The following is a 20,746-nucleotide window of genomic DNA, read 5'->3' on the forward strand; positions in this document are numbered from 1 at the left end:
CATTTCGACGTGAGTGATCCGATCCCCCTTCGGTAACATTTTACCTGAGTGATTGCGCTTCCTTGACAATCGCCCGGCCGGGAGCGAAGATAATAATATTTTCGACATTTCGGCAGGCCATTCACGAAGCGGGTGGACATCATTCGAAGCGCGGCGGCATGGAAGCGGATTTTCGACGGCTGGCACTGGTTCGACATCGTTTTTGTCGCCGTGCGGGTTGCCTGGCTGGTTTTCGCGTTGCGCGATCTGTTTGTTCACCCGGAACGATTTCCCCTGTCCAATCCGTTGCTCACGACCGGCGCGATCGGGCTGACCGCCGCATGGCTGTCCGCCTGTTGCCTGGTTCCGCTCGTCTGCTACTTCTCCCCTCGGCTTCGGCGGTGGAGTCCGATCCTCGAGCTTTCGCTGATCACCCCGCTGATGATGTTCCTGGCAGCCAACGAATCGGCGTTCGATCTGTACCAACTGCCCGTGTTCAGCGTGGGTTATTTCTGCTTCCGCAAGCGGGATGTCCCGCTGTATCTGCCGGCTGTCCTCGGGATTCCGGCGCTGGCGGGCGCCGTCTACGGATACCCGCTCGAAACGATCGCCGATGAGTTGATCAACAACGCGATCATGTTCGTCATCGGCGTCTGCTTCCGCGTGATGATCAGCGCCCACGCGACCATCCGGGAGCAGAACCGGACGCTCGAGAACTATTCCCGGCAGATCGAGCGGCTCACCGCCGAGGAGGAGCGCAACCGCATCGCCGGGGAACTGCATGATACGGTGGGACATGCGTTCACCTCGACGATTCTGGGGATGGAGGCGATCCATTGCCAGATGGACCCGTCGTCGGCGCAGGCCCGGAGCTTGAAGCAGCTCGCGGAGTTCGCGCGGACGGGTTACGCCGACGTGCGAAGACATATCCACCAGATCGCTACCGTCGAGGACGATCGCCGCTGGTCGGCAGTCTGGCGCGGATATCCCGCGAATTCGGCGAGCACACGGACACCCGCGTCACGTTCCGTGTGACCGGCTGTCAAGGCCGGATTTAAATTGACCCACTATCGCCAACTTAAAATTGACCCACCACCCATGTCGTCACGCATCCGATGAAAGCGGCAGCTTCCCTTTCATCCGGTAGCTGTTGCCCCGGATGTTCAGAATGTGCGCGTGGTGCAGCAGCCGGTCCAAAACGGCCGTGGCCAGCACGCGATCGCCAAGCAACTCTCCCCATTCGCCGAAACTCTTGTTGCTGGTCATCAAGCCTTGAAAAAATACAGGGGCATCATAAACAGATGGACGGCTTATACGTTTGTAACCTTAATAACGGGAACAATCGTGTATGAAATCATCACAGATGGAGTTAGACCGTTCTTGGACCAATTCAAAGAGGACTACCCTTTTAACGTGATAGTCCCGATTGGTTGTGTCATTATCCATTCCTTGCTCAAACGAATTATTGACAATAACGAGTGACGGCATTGTGAAAGCCTTGAGGATTGCGAACCTCAAGGCTTTCTTACTCCCAAGACCTTGCGCTGTCACTCTCGCTCAGTTTCGTATAAAACCGGGCCCGGAAACCTCCTGTTACAAATCGCCGGGCTTTTTTCGTGCACAGTTACAAAACCATGTAATCAAAATTGACCCCAATTACCCGCGTTGTTACTATCAAGTCAACAACGTAACATTACCTTACATCAAGCGGGTGGTGAGAGGATGCTGGCAGAACAGGCGACCGCATTGGTGAACATGGAGCAGCTGGAGAAAGTGTACCCCAACGGCACGATCGCCGTCCGGGGCGTGGACCTGGAGGCGGGTGCGGGCGAATTCATTTGTTTCGTGGGGCCTTCCGGCTGCGGCAAATCCACCATTTTCAAAATGATCGCGGGATTGGAGCAACCGACCGGCGGACAACTCGAGATATTCGGGAACAGTCCGCACGAGGCCCGCAAGCAGAACGAAATCGCCTTCGTGTTCCAGGAGCACACTCTTCTGCCCTGGAGCACGGTGGAAGCCAACGTCATGCTGCCGCTCGCGCTGCGGAAGGTCCCGAAGCCCGAACGGCGGGAGGCGGCGCACCGGGCGCTGCGTCTCGTCGGGCTTTCCGACTACGTGAAAGCTTTGCCGCGGGAGCTTTCGGGCGGCATGAAGATGAGGGTCTCCATCGCCCGGGCGCTCGTGTCGCGGCCGAAGCTGCTGCTGATGGACGAACCGTTCGGCGCGCTGGACGAAATTACGCGGCAAACCTTGCAGCAGGAATTGCTGAACATCTGGCGGCAGGAAGAAGGCATGACGGTCCTCTTCATCACCCACAACGTTTTCGAGGCGGTGTATCTGTCCACCCGGGTGGTGGTGATGACGCCGCGGCCCGGCAAGGTGTCGGCCGTCGTGGACATTCCCGTTCCGTTCCCCCGGGACGACACCTTCCGCACATCCCCCGAATTCGGTCACTATGTGGGTCTCGTCTCGCAGGCCCTGAAGCATTGATACACCAAGATCTGAAAGGAGGAGAAAAGACATGACCGCCCAATGGAAACAAGAATTCGTCGAGGAACTGATCGGTCTGGTCGGGGAAGAGCGGGTCAAGCTGGACCCGGAAGCCCGGGAGAAGCTGTCCAAGGACTACTACTGGTACTCCCCGGTGCTGAACGATCTGCTGAAGCAGAAGCGGGCGGACGCCATCGTCATTCCGTCCCGGGAGGACGAAGTCCCGGCCATCCTCGCCGCCGCGTGCCGGCATCGCATCCCCGTCACGGTGCGCGGGGGCGGAACCGGCAATTACGGACAGGCCGTGCCGCTCCACGGCGGCATCGTCCTCGACCTGAGCCGGCTGACCGACATCCTGGAAGTCGGCGACGGATTCGTCACCGTCCAGTGCGGGGCCAGAATCAAGGCGCTGGAGCTGGAATTGCGCAAACGGGATCGGGAACTCTGCATCTATCCGAGCACGTACGCCATCGCCACCATCGGCGGATTCGTCAGCGGAGGTTCCGGAGGGATCGGTTCGATCACCTGGGGCAACCTGTGGGACGGCAATGTGCTGGGCGCCGTGATTTACACGATGGAGGAAAAACCGCGGCGGCTCGAAGTCATCGGCGACGAGCTCCGGAACTACATCCACAGCTACGGCACGACGGGGATCATGACGCAGGTCACGATGCGGATCGCGCCGAGAACGGAATGGTTCCAGGCCGCCGTCCAGTTCCCCGATGCGGAATCCGCCATGCGGTTCGGGGAGCGGCTCGCCCGGGACGATGCGATCCGCAAGCGGCTGGTCAGCATATCGGAGCATCCGATCCCGACCTGGTTCATCCCTTTCGCGAAACATTTTGAACCCGGCGCAACGGTCGCGCTCCTGGAGATCGAGGACGGCACCGGAGAAGCCGTGGCCGCGATGGCTGCGGAATACGGCGGCAAGGCGGCGCACACGATCCCGGCCGACCGATACCAGAAAACGCTGGGGCTGTCCGACTTCACCTGGAACCACACGACGCTGTGGGCGCTGAAATCGGATCCGACGATTACCTATCTGCAGGCCGCCTTCCATGGCACCCGCTACCTCGAACAGATGCGGCTGATCAAGGAACGGTTCCCCGATGAAGTGCTGTTCCACTTCGAATGGGTTCGCAGCGCCGGCAGAATCGCGCCGAGCGGTCTGCCGATCGTGCGCTACCGGAACAAAGAGCGGCTCTACGAGATCATCCGGTATTTCGAATCGGTCGGCGTTCGGATCTTCGACCCCCACACGTTCGTCCTTGACTACGACGCCAGAGCCGACTACTCCGGCATGATCCGGAGGAAGAAGACCAACGATCCCTTCGGCTTGCTCAACCCGGGAAAAATCAAACTGCTCGGTTGAATCTTCAGGCCATCATGCCATGACACCATTCGACAAGAAGGAGGTTGAATCCGATGGTCATCGACAAAACGGAGCTGCCGGCGCTTCGGTACGGCAATCCGGACACGAAGAACAAAGGACGGCTGCGGCAGGCGATGCCGCCGGCGGCATCCGTCGCCCGGAAATGGGGCAGCAAACTGCTGCCGCCCGTCGCCGCGTTCGTGATCTTTATCGGCGGCTGGGAACTTGCGGGCGGGCTGCTCGGCATACCGGCGTACCTGCTGCCGAAGCCGAGCGACATCGTGCGCGCCGCCGTGGAGAACGCCGGCAACCTCGGGGTCTCGGTCTTCACGACGCTGTCCGAGGCGATCATCGGTTTCCTGTTCAGCATCGTGTTCGGCGTGCTCGGCGCCGTGCTGCTGGCCTCGAGCAAGACGGTCGAGAAAGCCGTGTTTCCCTACGCCATCGTCCTGCAGACGATTCCGATCGTCGCCATTGCGCCGATCATCGTGATCTGGGTCGGCGCCGGAGCCAACGCCATCGTCATCATTTCGTTCCTGATCGGCTTCTTCCCGATGCTGTCCAACACGCTGATCGGGCTGAACTCGACGGACACGAACCTGAAAAATCTGTTCTTCCTGTACAACGCCTCGAAGTTCCAGACGATGTGGAAACTGCGGCTGCCGGCGGCGCTGCCCTACATCGTGGCGGGGCTGAAAATTTCCTGCACCCTGGCGGTGATCGGCGCCATCGTCGGCGAATACATCGCGGGGATCGGGGGCGGGAAAGGCGGCCTCGGCTATGCCATCACCGTGGCGGCCACGCGGCTGCAGACGCCGTATCTGTTCGCCTGCGGGCTGTCCGCCTCCATCATGGGGATCGGCTTCTACCTGATCGTGAACTACTTCTCCAGAGCGATGCTCAGTTCATGGCATGAATCCGAAATGAGAACCAGGTAACGGCAATGCGATAGAAAAGACCATCTGTGCGAAAAAGTGGAGGAGAAACCATGACGACAACAACGAAACGGAACACCCGCGGCAGACTTCTTGCATTGACCTTCCTCGGCATCCTGCTGATCCTCCTGGCCGCCGCCTGCGGGTCGAAAGACGCGCCCGCCGGCACGGCGTCCGGGAACACCCCTGCCGAAGAAACGGAGACTTCCGCAGGCGCGGAACCGGCGGATGAGCCGGCCGGAGCCGGCGAAGAGAAGAAGGAACTCGTCAAGATCACGCAGATTACGAACTGGTTCGCCCAGGCGGAACACGGCGGACAATACGCCGCCCTGTTGAAAGGCTTCTACGAGGAAGCCGGTCTGGACATGGAAATCCAGTCCGGCGGCCCCGGCATCTCGGCCACGCAGATCGTGGCGTCGGGAAGGGCGCAGTTCGGCATGGGGCAGGCCGACGAAATTTTGTTCGCCCGGCAGAACGGCATTCCGCTCGTGGCGATTGCCGGCATCTTCCAGAAAAACCCGCAGGCGCTCATGTTCCACAAAGGCGAGCCGATCGACAGCTTCGACGACCTGAACGGCCGCAAGGTGTATGTCGGCAGCGGCGTGGCGTACTGGGAGTACATGAAGAAGAAATACAATCTGACCGACGTGATCGAGATGAAATATACGGGATCGCTCGCCGAATTCGTGAACGACAAGACGGCGGTGACGCAAAGCTACATGACGAGCGAGCCGTTCACGATGCAGCAGGAGGGCGTCGAAGTCGACTGGCTGCTGAACGCCGACTCGGGCTACATGCCTTACGGCAACCTGCTGTTCACGACCGAGCAGTATATCAAGGAACATCCGGACATCGTCCGGGCCTACGTGGAGGCGTCGATCAAGGGCTGGAACTACTACAAGGACCATTATGACGAAATCAATCCGTTCATCCAGGAACACAACCCGGATATGCCGCTCGAGAAACTGGAATACAGCGCCCAGGCCTTGCAGCCGCTCGTCTACGGCTTCGACGCGGAGGAATACGGCGTCGGGTACATGAGCCAAGGACGCTGGGAGACCTTGATGGATCAGCTGCTCGACCTGGATCTCTTGAAAGAGCCGATCGACGTCAGCACCGTCTTTACCAACGAATTTTTGCCGAAGGAATGACTCCATGACAAGATTGGGTGAATTGCGATGGACTACGCCGGCGTGAAGGCGGAATTCGACCAGGTTTGCGTCTTGCGGGACGGTACGCGGCTCTACGCCGACGTCTACCGTCCCCCGGGCTCCGGCCCGCATCCGGTGCTCCTCATGCGGCAGCCCTACGGCAAATCGCTGGCTTCCACGGTCACCTATGCGCATCCGGTCTGGTATGCCCGGCACGGGTTCATCGTCGTCATCCAGGACGTGCGCGGCCGCGGGAAGTCGGAGGGCGTGTTCCGGCCGTTCGTGCAGGAAGTGGACGACGGCTATGACGCGGTGGAATGGGCGGCGTCCCTGCCCGGATCGAGCGGCAAGGTCGGCATGTACGGCTTCTCCTATCAGGGAAGCACGCAATGGGCGGCGGCCGCCGCCCGTCCGCCCCATCTCGCCGCGATCGCGCCCGGCATGTGCGCCGCGGACCTGTATCACGGGATGTTCTATCCCCACGGCCGGTTCCAGATCGGCAGTTTCCTGCCGTGGGCGTTCCAGCTGGCGCGGGACGAGGCGAGAAGGGCGGGGGACGGCGAGACGGAGATGGCGTGCACGCAGACGATGCGCCATCCGGATGCCCTGCTCTGGCGGATGCCGGTCGGGGAGAAGCATCCGATTCTGACCCGCTATTTCCCCGAGTATTACGACTGGTGCGCTCATCCCGTCTATGACAGGTATTGGGAGGAGCGGAACTGGATCGGGAAGGTGCTCGAAGCCCCGGTGCCGGCGCTGCACATCGGCGGCTGGTACGACAATTACCTGGCCGGTACACTCCAGACCTATGAGGCGCTCGAGCGGGCAGGCCGTTCGCCGGACTGTTTCCACCGCCTGATCATCGGGCCGTGGGTCCATATTCCGTGGGGCAGGAAGGCCGGCGGATTCGATTTCGGCCCGGATGCGGACGGCCATCTGCATCTCGAACATCTCCGGTGGTTCCGCCATTGGCTGGTGGAGCGGGACGAGGAGCTGGAAAAGGAGCCGCCGGTCCGCTACTTCGAGTACGGCAGCAACACATGGCGCACCGCCTGGCGGTCGGCGTTCGGCCCGCCGCAAGCCGCGGAGGCGGCAGACGGCGCCGAAACGAAGCGATGGCACCTCGGCAGCCGGGGACTGCCGGCCAACGGCGCCTCCGGCGGCGGCGTTCTCACGGCGGAGCCGGTGCAGCGGGAGGCGGCCGTCGACGCCTTCGTGTATGATGCGCGGCTGCCGATGTTCTGCGATTCGTATTTGCCGGTGGACCGCAGCGCGCTGGAAGACCGGTTTGAGATGTTGAACTACACCAGCGATCCGCTCGAACGCACGCTCCATGCGGCCGGTTCGCCGAACCTGACGGTCCGGTGCAAGGCCGCCGGCGGGCCGACGGATCTGGTGGCGATCCTGACGCTGGTGGACGAGGGCGGCGCATCCCGCTTCCTGTCCATCGGGCGGGCGGAAGTGCCGGCCGCTTCCGGCGAAAGCGACGAGTGGGCGGAGCTCGCCATCGTCATGCGGCCATTCGCCGCCGAACTGCCGCAAGGCAGCCGCCTCCGCCTCGAGCTGACCGGCAGCGCGTTTCCCCTGTTCGCGCGGCACCCGAACGGCATGCCCGCGCAGCGGCTGCCGGAAGCCGGGCCCGGCGATCTGAACATGGCGACGGTGGCGGTGCTGACCGATCCGGAGAAGCCTTCTGTGCTCGAGATTACCATAGATAACCTTATAAGGGAGGATGAGGTATAATGGCAATTATGACGAAGGAAATGTTGGCCGGCTCCTTGACGGAATGTCCGGTAATGAAAATCTCGGCGAAGGACACGAACAAGTTCGTCTTGCTGTGCGACGGCCAGCAGACGGGATTCGTATCGGTGGTGGAAATTTTTGACGCCGGCGGCAAGACACCTCCGAACATCCACAAGGAAGCCGTTGAATACTTTTACGTCATCAAGGGAGAAGGAGTCGCTTATGTGAACGACCAGCGCGTGGATCTGAAGCCCGGAGCGTTCCTGTTCGTGCAGCCGGGACACACCCACGAGGTCCACAACACGGGCGATTCGAGACTGTACGTGCTGACCACGATGGTGCCGGACGAGAAGTTCTCCGATCTGATCAAGTCGGGCATCCCGGCGGAACTGGACGAGGAAGATCTGGCCGCACTACTTTGACGGCGTGATCATTACAGGAAAGGGGGCGGACGGCCCATGTTCAACCGCTATGCAGGCGCCGCTTGGGAGGAACGGTTTCTGCCGCGTCTCTCCTCTCCGGAAATCCGGGATTTGCCCAAGGAGAACGCGCTGGTGATCCTTCCCGTGGGCGCCATTGAGCAGCACGGCCCCCACATGCCGGTGATGACGGACACCCTCATCGGGGAAGCCGTCCTCACGCGCACGATGGAGCTGCTGCCGAAGGACAGCAACATTTGGCTGCTTCCGCCGCTGGCCTACGGCAAAAGCAACGAGCATCTGGATTTCGCCGGCACCATCTCGCTGTCGGCCGCCACGCTGCTCCAGGTGCTGCTCGACATCGCCGCCAGCGTGAAGCGGAGCGGCTTCCGCCGGCTCCTCCTGCTCAACACCCACGGGGGCAACCAGGATCTGATGCTGGTGGCCGCGCGGGAAATCCGCATCGCGAACGATCTGATGGTGTTCTACATCAGCCCCGGCAGCCTGGCCGGCCTCGCGGACCTCATCACCGAGGAAGAACGCGAGTACGGCATCCATGCCGGCGACTACGAGACGTCGCTGGTCATGGCCGTCAAGCCGGACTGGGTTCATCCCGGCAAGCGGATCCGGGAAGTGCCGGACGTGGCGTCGTATCAGTATTTGACCCTGGAAGGCAAAATCCGCTTCGCCTGGGTGATGGCCGACATTTCCGAAAGCGGCATGTCGGGCGACGCAACCCGGGCGACGGCGGAGAAGGGCGAGATCATGCTCCGGCGCATCGCCTCCCATCTGGCCAATGCGCTGCAGGAAATGTGCGATTTCGACATCTCCGGCGTGAAAATGAAACCGTCCGTCGCGACGTGAAGGGGGGGATCCGGCATGAAGCTGGCATCCTTTCGCAACGGGGAACGGGAGGAAGCCTGCATCGTAACGGCGGAAGGCGCCGTTCCGATCTCCGAGGTGAACCGGCTGACCGGCGCGGATTGGCCCGTGCAGCTGTACCGGATCATTGCGGAAGAGCGGCTTGACGCGCTGCGGCAGTGGGCCGCTTCGGTATCGGAATCATGGCTTCGCCGCCTGGCGCTGCCGGCCGAATCCGTGCGGTTTGCGCCGCTCTACCGGACGCCGCGCAAAATCTGGGGCATCGGGTTCAACTATGTCCGGGATCCGGAGGAGCTGCAGCGGGTCCCGCCGGACGAGGAACCCGTCGGATTCATGAAGCCGGACACGACGATCGTCGGCCACATGGACGACATCCTCATCCCCCGGGAGTCCGAACGGACGACGGCGGAAGGGGAACTGGCCATCGTGATCGGCAAGCGGTGCCGGAACGTCGGACGGGAAGCGGCCGCTTCCTGCATCGCGGGATATGCCGCGGCGATCGATGTGACCGCCGACGACATTCACCAGCGCAATCCCCGCTTCCTGACGCGGGCCAAAAGCTTCGATACGTTCTTCAGCTTCGGTCCGGTGCTGTTGACCCCGGACGAATTTCCGAAGCTCGGCGATGTTGTCGTCGAAACCGTGATCAACGGAGAGGTGGTCCACCGGAACCGGGTCGCCAATATGCGGTTCCATCCGCATCAAATCGTCGCCTTCCATTCCCGGGTGATGACCCTGCTGCCCGGCGACGTCATCCTGACGGGGACGCCCGGGGCGGCGGTCATCCGGGACGGCGATCTGGCGGAGTGCCGCATCGCGGGGCATGTTTCGCTGGCCAACCGCGTCGTCGACCTGAAACGCAACCAAACCAATTCAAAGGATGTCATCGCATGACGGATCAATGGGGAGCCTTCTGCAACGACCGCATCTGTCTCGATCCGCCGGCGCAGGGGCCGCTGAGCGGCATGACGTTTGCCGTAAAAGACGTCTTCGACATCGAAGGGTACGTGTGCGGCGCGGGCAGTCCGGACTGGAAACGGACGCATCCGCCCGCCGAACGGCACGCGGACGCCGTCGAAGCGCTCCTGCAGAGCGGAGCCCGGCTCATTGGCACGACGCATACCGATGAGCTGATGTTCAGCTTGAACGGCGAGAACTATCATTACGGCACGCCGATCAACCCGAAGGCGGTGCAGCACATACCCGGCGGCTCATCCAGCGGTTCGGCCGTGGCCGTCGCCGCGGGGCTGGTGGATTTCGCCCTGGGCACCGACACGGGCGGATCGGTCCGGGTCCCGGCCAGCTACTGCGGGGTGTACGGGATGCGTCCCACCCACGGCGCCGTCTCCATGAAAGGCGTCGTCCCTCTGGCTCCGAGCTTCGATACCGTCGGCTGGTTCGCGTGCGATCCCGGGACGCTGCTCAAGGTCGGGCAGGCGCTGCTGAACGGCCGGCAAGACGATTCGGCGAGCCGGAAGCCGTTCGCCAGAATGCTGGTCGGCACCGACCTGGTCGCGGTGCTGGAGCCGCATGACGCGAAGGCGTTGACCGAGACGGTGCGGCGCATCATCTCCGCGTCCGGTCTTGAGTCGCAGGACGTTACGGTGGCCGAAGAGGGCATCGGGGAATGGATGGGCGTGTTCCGCAGGCTCCAGGGCGCGGAAATCTGGCGGACCCACGGCGCGTGGATCCGGTCGGCCAAACCCCGGTTCGGCCCGGGCATCGCCGAGCGGTTCAGCTGGAGCAGCACGCTGCAAGACCTCGACATGGGCAAGGAACTCGAAGCGAGGAAGAACATCCGCAAGCGGATGCTGGAACTCGTCGGCGAAGACGGGCTGCTCATCCTGCCGACGGCGGCCGGAACGGCGCCGCTGCGCAACACGCAAGGCGAGGAAATGGAGAAGAAGCGCAACCGGACCCTGACGCTGAGCTGCGCCGCCGGATTGAGCGGGTTTCCGCAGCTGACGCTGCCGTGGTGCGCGTCGAACGGCCTTCCGCTCGGCGTGTCGCTGATTGCCGGTCCGCGGCAGGACCTCAGGCTGCTCCGGTTCGCCATCGAGCTTGCGAAGAAAACCGGCATTTCGCATCCGGCGTCCGGCAACCTGGTCCGGCAGCCGTAAGGAGGGATCGCATTGGCGACGCGTCAAGCACCGCCTGGCAACAGCGGTTTTCGGGCGATGGTCGTCAGCCCCCACGCGCTCGCTTCCGAGGCCGGCGCGCGCATCCTCGCGGCAGGGGGCAACGCCTTCGACGCCGCGGTGGCGGTCAGCGCCTGCCTCGGCGTCGTCTATCCCCACATGACGGGGATGGGCGGCGACAGCTTCTGGCTCGTCTATCATGCCGGCGAGGGACAAGTGCGCGCCTACAACGCCAGCGGCCGGTCCGGCCGGCTGGTGCACCGCGGCCTCTACGCCGGTGAGCCGCACATTCCCTTCCGCGGCATTCGCAGCGCGATCACCGTCCCCGGCATGGTGGACGGCTGGGCGGCGATCCACCGCGCGTACGGCCGGCTGCCGTTCGGCGAGGTGCTGAGCCCGGCCATCCGGTACGCCGAACAAGGCTTTCCGGTCTCCGCCGGCCAGGCGGCCTTCACGCGGGAGGCCGCTTCCGCGCTGGCGCAGGATGCGCGCGCCGCTTCCGTCTACCTGCCGAACGGCTGCGCGCCGGAAGCCGGGAGCCGGTTCGTCCAGCCCGCCCTGGCCCGGAGCCTGAAACGGGTCGCCGAAGGCGGGCGGGAGGCGTTCTACAAGGGAGAGATCGCCAGAGACATCGCCGATTTCATGAGGCGGGAAGGCGGATATTTGACGCGGGACGATTTCGCCGATCACGCGGGACGCTGGGAGACGCCGCTCTTCGGCCGGTACCGGGAGTACACGGTCGCCCAGGTGCCGCCCAACTCGCAGGGATTTGCCGGGCTGATGATTTTGAACATGCTGGACCGTTTCCATCTGCAATCGATCGAGCACGGTTCGGCGGATTACTACCATTTGCTGATCGAGGCCGTCAAGCTTGCGTTCCGCGACCGGGACCGGTACTTGACCGACCCGGATTTCAGTCCGATCCCCCTGGACCGGCTGCTCAGCCGGCCGTACGCCGCCGAACTGGCGGGCCGGATCCGGATGGATCGGGCGCGGGAGGCGGACGCCGCGCCGATGGGCCGCGACACCGCCTATGCGGCCGTGGCCGATGCCGAAGGCAACGCGGTCTCCTTCATCCAGAGCCTCTATTTCGAATTCGGTTCGGCCGTCGCGGCGGGGGATACCGGCATTCTGCTGCAGAACCGCGGGTCATTTTTTTCGCTGGATCCGGATCATGTCAACCGGCTGGAGCCCGGCAAGCGGACGTTCCACACCCTGATGCCGGCCATGGCGCTACTGGACGGCAGGCCGGCCATCCTGTACGGGACGCAGGGCGGGGAAGGGCAGCCGCAGACCCAGACCGCCGTTCTGACCCGCATCGCGGATTACGGCATGCATCCGCAGGAGGCCGTCAGCGCGCCGCGCTGGCTGTGGGGGAGGACGTGGGGCGAGCCGCGCCGGGATTTGCGGATCGAAGCCCGGGTCGGCCGGGACGTCATGGACGATCTTCGCCGGCGGGGGCACCCGGTGCAGCCGGCGGCCGATTATGACGGCTGCATGGGGCATGCGCACGCCATCGTCATCCGGGACGGATGGTGCGAAGGCGGCGTCGACCCCCGGTCGGACGGCCAGGTCGCGGGAATTTGAATGACGGGAGGGGAGTGCCGATGCACGTATTGGGCAACCGCCGCAGGCATTGGCTCGTTTCGAAGGATCACGTGGATATGACGGCAGCGGGACCTAAGCCGAAGCGCATCACGCTGGAAGCGGAGCCGCAGCGCATCACCGTGGATTTGGCGCGAACCGCGATCATCGTCGTGGACATGCAGAACGATTTCTGCAGCGCGGGCGGATGGCTGGACCATATCGGCGTCGACTACACGCCGGCCCGGGAGCCGATCGAGCCGCTGAACCGTCTGCTTCCGGCGCTCAGGTCGGAGGACGTGCCCGTGATCTGGCTCAACTGGGGCAACCGGCCGGATCTGCTCAACATCAGCCCGTCGCTGCTCCACGTGTACAACATGACGGGCGACGATGTCGGGCTCGGCGGCATCCTCCCCGCCACCGGCTCCGCGGTGCTGGAGAAAGACAGCTGGGGCGCCGCGGTGGTGGACGAACTCGTCATTGAGCCGTCGGACATCCGCGTGGACAAATACCGGATGAGCGGGTTCTGGGATACGCCGCTGGACAGCATCTTGCGCAATCTGGGTATCGACACCCTGCTGTTCGCCGGGGTCAATCTCGACCAGTGCGTGATGACGACGCTGCAGGACGCGGTGTGCCTGGGCTACAATGGCGTGCTGCTTCGGGATTGCAGCGCCACGACTTCGCCCGATTTCTGCCGGGAGGCGGCGCTGTACAACATCAAGCAATGCTTCGGATTCGTGTCGTCGGGCGGCGCCATCCTGTCCGCGCTCCGGGCCGGCTGAAGGACGTGCGGCCATGCGGAGACTGCGGATGATCAACGCGGCGCTCTATCCCGACGGCGGCGGGCGCCTGTATGAACTTGCGGCGGAGAACGGCGTGTGGCGAACCGTCCGGGGGCAGGAATCGGCCGTCCATGAACCGGACGCGGTCCGGCTCGCGGACATCCGGCTTGACGAAGCCGGGCGGGGACAGACGACCGTACCCGGCGACCCGTCCGCCGGCGAGACGGCTGCGCTGGATCTGGAAGGGCGGATGCTGCTGCCGGGGTTCGTGGACAGCCACATGCACCTGGACAAAGCGTTCACGCTTCCGGCGGTTCCGAACCGTTCCGGCACGCTGCTGGAAGCGATCGAGAATTACCGCCGCGCCGTCTCGTCCTTCAGCAAGGAAGACATCCGGAGCCGGATCATCCGGACGGCCAGGCTCGCGCTCTCGTTCGGCTCGACCGTGCTGCGCTCCCATCTGGACTTCCATCTGCACGCCGGCGCCGATGTGGCGATGCGGACGATCGAGGCGGCGCTGGAAGCGAGGGAGAAGCTCCGCCATCTGATCGACATCCAGTTCTTCCCCATGTTCCCGTATCATGCGCACGAGCCGCATTACGCGGATCTGATGAAAGAGACGATCCGGATGGGGATGGACGGCATCGGCGGAGCGCCCCATCTGTCGTCGACCCCGGACGACGATATCGCGCGGCTGTTCCGGATGGCCGACGAGCTCGGCTGCCCGATCGACCTGCATGTGGATGAGAACGACGATCCCAACGTGCGCACCGTCCTGACGATCGCCGAACAGACGAAGCGCTTCGGCTTCGAAGGGAAGGTGACCGTCGGCCATCTCTGCTCGCTGGCCGGCATGCCGCAGCACATCGCCGACGAAGTGATCGAACGGATGGCGGAGGCCCGGCTGAAGGCCGTTACGCTCCCCGCGGCCAATCTGTATTTGCAGGGCCGGGGTGACAAAGGCGTCGTCCGCCGGGGCGTCACGCGGGTGAAGGAGCTGCTTGCGGCCGGAATCCCGCTGGCCGCCGCCTCCGACAACATCCACGATCCGTTCCACCCTTTCGGAAGAGGGGATCTGCTGCAGATCGCCCTCATCACCGGGTACGCCGCCCATATGGGGAGCCCTCAGGACATGCGGCAGCTGCTCCGGATGATCACCGTGACGGCGGCCGACGTGATCGGCCTCGAAGATTACGGCGTCAAGCCGGGACGGCCGGCGGACTTCGTCATCCTGGATGCCCGCACGCCGGAAGAAGCGCTCACCATGCTGCCGGCCGCGCGCTGGGTGGGGAAGCGGGGGCGCTTCGTGTTCGCCTCCGTTGCGCACGGCAGGTGGCTGGAAGAAACGGAATCGTGATGCCTATGCTTTTTGGAACCCGCTTTACGGCGGGTTTTTTGCTTTTTTGGGCGGGGGCAACTTTTTACAGCTGGCATTCGTATATAGGGGGAGAGTCGGAATCTGCGCCAAGTGGAGGACCCATGAGAACCAATAAATGGAAATTACTCAAGACCATCACCGTCTGTGCCGCAGTCGCCATCTTGGCCGTCTGGTTCGGCATCTATTATTTCTCCGTGAAGGAGTTCCATCTGGACGGCCACACCTACCGGGCGGCGGAAGATACCGGATCGTTCATCCGGTATGTCAGTGACGCGGGGCCGCCCGTCGTCGTGCGCATGGACGGAACGGACCGTGTGGTCACGATAGACGGCGAGGATTATCGGATCACGGAAGAAGAGCAGCCGTACGGCATCGAGTACCAGGTCCGGTATCCGGACGGCAAAACGTACAGCGTCAGCGGTCAGCATGGTTTGATGGCTTTCGATGAGAACGGGGAGTTGGTTGTCGGCGGGGGCATCGTCATCGAGGGAGAGCGGATCCCCTTCGGAGACGAAAACCTGCGTTTTCACCCTTCCGCACTGGTGACCGCCGCCTACTCGCAATATCATCAGACGCGGGGATATCCGGCGCTGTATGCGCTGTCGTTTGTCCTGTTTCTTTTCGGGTGGGCCGCTTTCCGGTATGAATCGGTGCAGCGGGCCATGTTCTGGCTTTCGCTGAAATGGATCTGGGTGGAAGATCCCGAGCCGAATTTCTTCTATTTCTTCATGTGCAAAGTCGGCGGGATCGCGGCCATGGTGGTGGCGGTGATGTTGTTCCTGCAGTCACTGTCGAGAAATTTTGCGGTCATGGGGTTTCTTTGATGTCGCGGGAAACGTTGAGGTGAGGCAGGAACCTTGAACCCCGTGAAATCATGTGGTTCGAACCCCGAAACAAAGATGAGGTTTGCAAAGTCATCGAGGAAGATTATCTGTTCGGGTGCATTGTCGTTCCCAAAAACTGCCTGAATGTCGGAGATTTTGAATATACGATTCACGCCGTCGAAGAGCCGGAAAAATATTCATTGTATATATACTCCAAAGAACCTCAAGACTTTTTGACCCGAGTCGCACCCAAAATCAGACCTTTGCTTAAGGAAGGAATGGAACTGCTGGCTGGAAGTGAACCTATTTGACTTGGGCCGGAAAAATGATATCCGAGAATAGCTTCAATTCAGGGGGTTGCCGATGTTTCAGGTCAATTCCTATTTGTTGAAACCCGGCTGTAAAGTGACGGACTTGGACGATTTGGTGCAAAATCCTCAAAACTATTTCGTTGAAATTACGGATTCGAAAAGTCTGGGCGCAATCCGTCACAAGCTGAATTTTAAATATCTTGATGGAGCCATTTGTTTGCAATATTATGATCAGGTTCTGATGGATTATCGATATTGGGATTCGATTGACATGCTATGGGCATCCATCTTGGACCTGGTCGACGATGTGCTCCAAAAAGGCGAAGGCAGGGAGTATTTTCCCGACCAACCCGTCAAACTTGGTTTGAAGCCCGCTCACAAGAACTGGCTTATTTTTTCAATTGAAGACAGCAGAACCTCCCGTTTTTTGTTGCCCCGCAATGAGTTTTTGCTTGCATTGGTTCAAGGTGCCGAGCAGTTCTTTAACGTTATGATCCATGGCTTTGGGCTTGCTGGCAAATACGCTTGCGAATTGGAGAAATTGAAAAGATTGAAAGACGAACTGCAGTGATTGCGCGTAAACTGGGGGTGATCGCATGCATGTGTGCCCGGTATGTGGTTTTGACGGCCTGGAGGATCCGCCTTATTCTCAACATCAGGATCCGTCAACCGGAAGCTTCGAGATATGCGGGTGCTGCGGGTTTCAATTCGGAGTTGATGACCTGGACAGAGGATATTCTCACGCGGAATACCGAAATCAATGGATCAACGATGGGGCTCGATGGTTCGGCAAAACGGCAAAGCCCCAAAATTGGAATCTGAAGAAGCAACTCTCAAGGATTGGAGTCAAGATGTGAACATGCCGCATGCGAGTGCAAAACTCCGTGCGTTTTTTTATTTTCCACTGCAGGAAAAATCAAGATGTGAACGTGAAGATTCGATATTAATGGTAAGCAAATTGAAATGAACGGTGTTTCGCATGATGACTAGGTGAGCTGCCCTGTTGGTTTAATTTCTGAGCTGAGCTTGATTGAAAAAGAGCTCGAAAAAACAGGTCTGTCTTATAAAGAATGAGTTGATCAGGAGCGATGCATCATTGGATTTCAAAATCAAAGGATCAGGCGGCGAATTGCTCAAAATAACGGTTATGGGTTACTCCTGCCCCGACGCGGTTGATTTCTGGGACGGGAATTGGCTGGATTGCCGATTAAATCTCGGCCTCAACGGATTTTATGCTGATTTTGCTTTCGGACTGAGAGCCGATGAATTGGAAAGGTTCCTGAGAGAGTTGGAACAGCTCAACTCGAACCTGAAAGGAACCGCTTCCCTTGAGAACATGAGCTGTGTGATCCATTTGAATGTGACCATTCGCAAAACCGGACAGTTGATATGGGAAGGCCGATTGGTCTATCCGGCAGGTCACGGAACCACCCTGGAATTTGAGGTTGAATCCGACCAATCTTTCCTTCCTGATTTGATCAATGAATTAAAAAGCATCGCAAATCGATATCCAATCCGAGGAAAATGAAGGTCTGCATTGTCTATATAAATGACAGATGATTAAGGGGGCACAAAATTGAATGAAAAAGATTCTGGTGGTTGTTCTGGGCTTTCTTCTGATGCTTAGTGCCGGTTGTGGTCAAGATGAGCAACACCAAATGAATGAACAGCATCAACGGTATTTATCAGACAGAGGCTGGGATATCAAAAAGCTTCTCGGAACCTCCACCGTTCGGTTAGACATGCCGGATGTGCGTTTAAGAAATTTTGAAGCAAGCGGCATTACATTTTTTCGAGATTATCTAGGGAAGGAAGTTACGCAGTACACCTACGAGTTGGTGCAAAAAGATATTGAAGGGGAACGACTGACAGCAACGATATACGAAGCGGAAGGCAAGATCATTGGAGGTTACGGCGTACTTCCGAGTTGGACGCCCGGCACATTTCGATTGGATGATAAAGAGCGTTTAATCCATGAAGAGAAGATCATGCAGTGAGTCAAATGACGATACGGTGAAATCGAATGAATAATGTTAAAGCGGTCATTTTTGATCTGGACAACACCATTCTGGATCGGAGCAAAACGTTCAGAAATTTCGCAGCTTCGTTCGTTCAAACATACTTCGGCCATTTGGAGACGACAGACGGGCTGACGGAGCGAATCATCGAATTGGATCAGGTCGGCTACAGACCGGACGAATGCGTCTATGTCGGAGACCACCCCAGGAACGATATCGAAGGAGCCGGCAAGTCGGGAATGAGAACGGTCTGGATCAAGGTCAACCAGCCGTGGATCCCGGAGCTGACCGTAAGGCCGCATCACAAGATCGAACGGTTGCCGGAGCTGTTGGCGTTGCTGTAGGGAACAGAGGTGAAATCCTTTTCTTGATCCTGACAACCATCTATCCGCTCAGCTACTTTGTCTGCTTATGGCTCGTGTTCAGGCGGGCGGGCAAACATAAGCTGTGGGTTTCCTTGATTCCGGCTGTTCATATTTTGCCTGTATTCCTGCTATTCGCTTTGGCTTAGGAGGATTCGCATGAATCAGATAGAATACACAGACATACCTGAGCCTTGATTGAGGTGTCCAACCAACGATGGTCTCATGCAAAGAGGCACACAACGTGCTGTTTTCTTTTTTGAACCGGGAAATGCCGGTCAAGGAATTCGAGCAGTGGCTGCACGGGCACTATGAATTGGAGGGCTGCTTCCAGCCGGAGGCGTACCGGGAACTCCTGTCGATTAACTATAGCGGCAAGTACGCCTATGAGGAAGCCAGCCGTGTTATCCGGAAAATCATCGACGTGGGGGCCTGCGAGCAGGAAAGAATCAGAGATCTGCTCGGGGATTTCATCACCGACGAGTCACGGATCGTGGAGTTGGCCGAACGGATCTATCGCGAATGCTACCAAGGGTGCTATTTTCTCGAAAAGATTGCAAGCGTTTTTATCACGACCGCCGACTACGACGAAACCCGCATCTACGGGAACCGGAGCCGGCTGCTGGCTGAGCGGGAGAAGCTGGTCCGGGAAGCGCGGCACACCATTGACCTGATGGAACGGGGAACCATATCCATGACCGATATTCGTGAATACCTGGAGATCGTCCCGCTGGACAGGGAGCTTCTGGAACCCGCAACCCGGCTCCTTGCCCGTTATAGGAAAACATCATATGGGCAGGACGGAGAACTCGTATCGAATTGCGAAAAATCGTTGCGCGACCTGTTGGATGACGGAGTCGCCCAATTCTATCTGGCGGGTCAGGGGGACGAATGGGCGGGCTTCGTCGTGGTCTATTGGGGCTTCTCCACGTCTTCAGGCAAACCGGTTCTGCGCATTCAGGACATTTACGTGGAACCGTTGTTCCGAAATCGGGGAATCGGGACACGGCTGCTTCAATTTTGCGAGAAAATGGCAAGGGCGAAAGGCGCGAACAGCATCCGGCTGGAGACGAATGCGGACAACACAACGGCACGGAGGCTGTATGAAAAAGCGGGGTTTGTCGAGTTTCCCCAAAGGCTTGTCTGCATGAAGTTCCTGGATTAGGAGATGTCAACGGACATGAACATACGCGGCATCATTCTCGAGGGCCACTCCCATGCCGGCAAGACTTCGCTGCTCAGGGCATTGAAGAGATACCACGCCAGTGATGATAACGCGGAGTCGAGTATCGTAGTGCTCGGCGAGCATTATTCGCAGGTCTTGCAGAACGTCCAAGGAAAGCTGGTCCGGCTGTCGAGGGAACAGCATCTTGAACTGCTGGGCAGCAGAGTCGAAATGCTGAAGAATCTGAACGATTGGGCGAATGACCTGGGCCCGTGGCGCAGAAAATCCCGCGGGCTGTTCTTCATTCTCGAACGATTTCACCTCAATCACAGAGCGGCTTTTCCGGATCATGATGACGCAGATATTGCGAATATTGAACAGCGGTTGTTCGAACTCGGCGCCAGATGCGTGCTGCTCACGATCTCAACCGAAATCGTTGAAGAAAGAATCAATAGCAGAAACCCGGCAGAGTGGGAAGGAAAATCCGACCGGGAAGTCGAAAAAGCTTGCAACGAGTTGCTCGAAGCCCAGGATGCACTTCGGGCGCAAGCCGGCAAATCCCTTATCCCCACACTTGAAATCAATACGGATGACAAGAATTGGGACGGATATGCGAGAATGATCATGGAAGGCATCGACTTTAGATGACAGGTGAAAAAAAATGAGTGCTCAGCCAAACATCAGATTCCGAGCCGCGGGATTGCTGCAGCGGGAGAACCGGATCCTGTTTCAGCGCAACAAGAAAGGCGATGCGTGGGTGCTTCCCGGTGGGCAGGTGGAAGTCGGGGAGACCTCGGCCGAGGCGATCGAGCGTGAGTTTCAGGAAGAGCTGGGGTTGCGAATTCGTGTTTCAAGACTCATTTGCATCATTGAAAACTTCAATGCCTATGAGTATGACGGGCTGCACGAAGTCGGCATGTACTATATGGTGACTTCAGACGAAGAAGTTCCCGTGAACGATTCTGCATTCAAGGGCATGGATGCATCAGTGGAATTGACCTTCAAATGGATCTCCATGGATGAGCTTGATCAGCATAAGCTATATCCCAGGGCATTGAAGGGACTTCTCAAAAATATGCCCAATGAAGTGAAGCACTACATTAATAACGATTAAAGAGGCAAGTGATGACCAAGAAGCGACAACTATGATAAACCTAAATTTCGAAAGCCCGTAATATCAAACACTGAATATAGTGGATCTGCCTCG

General features: G+C 59.6%; 22 protein-coding genes and 1 pseudogene. 22 read left to right on the forward strand and 1 reads right to left on the reverse strand.

Going from position 1 to position 20,746, the window contains the following annotated elements; genetic code table 11:
• Positions 1 to 132: 132 nt before the first annotated feature.
• Complete coding sequence (locus tag KJQ12_RS18570; protein WP_213486851.1) at positions 133 to 1,014, forward strand: sensor histidine kinase; 882 nt, start codon at positions 133 to 135, stop codon at positions 1,012 to 1,014.
• Positions 1,015 to 1,083: 69 nt separating this feature from the next.
• Here KJQ12_RS18570 and KJQ12_RS18575 read toward each other — a convergent pair.
• Positions 1,084 to 1,248, reverse strand: a pseudogene (locus tag KJQ12_RS18575) (ATP-binding protein); the annotation flags it as partial.
• A 453-nt stretch (positions 1,249 to 1,701) separates the two neighbouring features.
• Here KJQ12_RS18575 and KJQ12_RS18580 point away from each other — a divergent pair.
• The 21 genes from KJQ12_RS18580 to KJQ12_RS18680 all read left to right on the forward strand — a co-directional run bounded on the left by KJQ12_RS18580 (position 1,702) and on the right by KJQ12_RS18680 (position 20,653).
• Positions 1,702 to 2,472 (forward strand): ABC transporter ATP-binding protein, encoded by a 771-nt coding sequence (locus KJQ12_RS18580; RefSeq protein WP_213486853.1) that lies wholly within the window; start codon positions 1,702 to 1,704, stop codon positions 2,470 to 2,472.
• Positions 2,473 to 2,503: 31 nt separating this feature from the next.
• Positions 2,504 to 3,844, forward strand: coding sequence for an FAD-binding oxidoreductase (locus tag KJQ12_RS18585; RefSeq protein WP_213486855.1), 1,341 nt, complete (start codon positions 2,504 to 2,506; stop codon positions 3,842 to 3,844).
• Between the two features lie 134 nt (positions 3,845 to 3,978).
• Complete coding sequence (locus KJQ12_RS18590; RefSeq protein WP_244860692.1) at positions 3,979 to 4,782, forward strand: ABC transporter permease; 804 nt, start codon at positions 3,979 to 3,981, stop codon at positions 4,780 to 4,782.
• 50 nt (positions 4,783 to 4,832) lie between these two features.
• Positions 4,833 to 5,930: an ABC transporter substrate-binding protein gene (locus KJQ12_RS18595; protein WP_244860690.1), complete on the forward strand. Its 1,098-nt coding sequence runs from the start codon at positions 4,833 to 4,835 to the stop codon at positions 5,928 to 5,930.
• 27 nt (positions 5,931 to 5,957) lie between these two features.
• Entirely contained in the window at positions 5,958 to 7,673 is a 1,716-nt protein-coding gene (locus KJQ12_RS18600) for a CocE/NonD family hydrolase (RefSeq protein ID WP_213486860.1), read from the forward strand.
• Positions 7,673 to 8,095: a cupin domain-containing protein gene (locus KJQ12_RS18605; RefSeq protein ID WP_213486861.1), complete on the forward strand. Its 423-nt coding sequence runs from the start codon at positions 7,673 to 7,675 to the stop codon at positions 8,093 to 8,095. Before KJQ12_RS18600 ends, KJQ12_RS18605 begins: the two co-directional genes overlap by 1 nt.
• 36 nt (positions 8,096 to 8,131) lie before the next feature.
• On the forward strand, positions 8,132 to 8,956 hold the full coding sequence (locus KJQ12_RS18610; RefSeq protein ID WP_213486863.1) for a creatininase family protein: 825 nt from the start codon (positions 8,132 to 8,134) through the stop codon (positions 8,954 to 8,956).
• Positions 8,957 to 8,971: 15 nt separating this feature from the next.
• Entirely contained in the window at positions 8,972 to 9,868 is an 897-nt protein-coding gene (locus KJQ12_RS18615; protein WP_213486865.1) for a fumarylacetoacetate hydrolase family protein, read from the forward strand.
• The gene (locus KJQ12_RS18620) at positions 9,865 to 11,094 is read left to right on the forward strand and encodes an amidase (RefSeq protein ID WP_213486867.1); all 1,230 of its coding nucleotides are present in this window, start codon (positions 9,865 to 9,867) and stop codon (positions 11,092 to 11,094) included. Before KJQ12_RS18615 ends, KJQ12_RS18620 begins: the two co-directional genes overlap by 4 nt.
• A 57-nt stretch (positions 11,095 to 11,151) precedes the next feature.
• Positions 11,152 to 12,699 carry a gamma-glutamyltransferase gene (ggt, locus tag KJQ12_RS18625; protein ID WP_213486893.1) on the forward strand — a complete coding sequence of 516 codons (1,548 nt, stop codon included), beginning with the start codon at positions 11,152 to 11,154 and terminating at the stop codon, positions 12,697 to 12,699.
• A gap of 20 nt (positions 12,700 to 12,719) precedes the next feature.
• A complete protein-coding gene (locus KJQ12_RS18630; protein ID WP_213486869.1) occupies positions 12,720 to 13,481 on the forward strand; it encodes a cysteine hydrolase family protein in 762 nt (253 codons plus the stop codon).
• Positions 13,482 to 13,494: 13 nt separating this feature from the next.
• Positions 13,495 to 14,838 carry an amidohydrolase family protein gene (locus KJQ12_RS18635; RefSeq protein WP_244860691.1) on the forward strand — a complete coding sequence of 448 codons (1,344 nt, stop codon included), beginning with the start codon at positions 13,495 to 13,497 and terminating at the stop codon, positions 14,836 to 14,838.
• Between the two features lie 122 nt (positions 14,839 to 14,960).
• Positions 14,961 to 15,683 carry a DUF6199 family natural product biosynthesis protein gene (locus KJQ12_RS18640; RefSeq protein WP_213486872.1) on the forward strand — a complete coding sequence of 241 codons (723 nt, stop codon included), beginning with the start codon at positions 14,961 to 14,963 and terminating at the stop codon, positions 15,681 to 15,683.
• 363 nt (positions 15,684 to 16,046) lie between these two features.
• Complete coding sequence (locus KJQ12_RS18645) at positions 16,047 to 16,565, forward strand: hypothetical protein (protein ID WP_213486874.1); 519 nt, start codon at positions 16,047 to 16,049, stop codon at positions 16,563 to 16,565.
• A gap of 189 nt (positions 16,566 to 16,754) precedes the next feature.
• Positions 16,755 to 16,961, forward strand: coding sequence for a hypothetical protein (locus KJQ12_RS18650; protein ID WP_213486876.1), 207 nt, complete (start codon positions 16,755 to 16,757; stop codon positions 16,959 to 16,961).
• Between the two features lie 129 nt (positions 16,962 to 17,090).
• Positions 17,091 to 17,522 (forward strand): WapI family immunity protein, encoded by a 432-nt coding sequence (locus tag KJQ12_RS18655; RefSeq protein WP_213486878.1) that lies wholly within the window; start codon positions 17,091 to 17,093, stop codon positions 17,520 to 17,522.
• Between the two features lie 52 nt (positions 17,523 to 17,574).
• Complete coding sequence (locus tag KJQ12_RS18660) at positions 17,575 to 17,991, forward strand: DUF4830 domain-containing protein (RefSeq protein ID WP_213486880.1); 417 nt, start codon at positions 17,575 to 17,577, stop codon at positions 17,989 to 17,991.
• Positions 17,992 to 18,017: 26 nt separating this feature from the next.
• A complete protein-coding gene (locus tag KJQ12_RS18665) occupies positions 18,018 to 18,356 on the forward strand; it encodes an HAD family hydrolase (protein ID WP_213486882.1) in 339 nt (112 codons plus the stop codon).
• 262 nt (positions 18,357 to 18,618) lie between these two features.
• Positions 18,619 to 19,539, forward strand: a complete 921-nt coding sequence (locus KJQ12_RS18670; protein WP_213486884.1) for a GNAT family N-acetyltransferase — start codon at positions 18,619 to 18,621, stop codon at positions 19,537 to 19,539.
• A 15-nt stretch (positions 19,540 to 19,554) separates the two neighbouring features.
• Positions 19,555 to 20,187 carry a hypothetical protein gene (locus KJQ12_RS18675; protein ID WP_213486887.1) on the forward strand — a complete coding sequence of 211 codons (633 nt, stop codon included), beginning with the start codon at positions 19,555 to 19,557 and terminating at the stop codon, positions 20,185 to 20,187.
• A 13-nt stretch (positions 20,188 to 20,200) separates the two neighbouring features.
• Positions 20,201 to 20,653 (forward strand): NUDIX hydrolase, encoded by a 453-nt coding sequence (locus KJQ12_RS18680; RefSeq protein WP_213486889.1) that lies wholly within the window; start codon positions 20,201 to 20,203, stop codon positions 20,651 to 20,653.
• Positions 20,654 to 20,746 lie beyond the last annotated feature (93 nt).

The organism is Thermobacillus xylanilyticus (assembly GCF_907165215.1).
GTDB lineage: Bacteria > Bacillota > Bacilli > Paenibacillales > Paenibacillaceae > Thermobacillus > Thermobacillus xylanilyticus.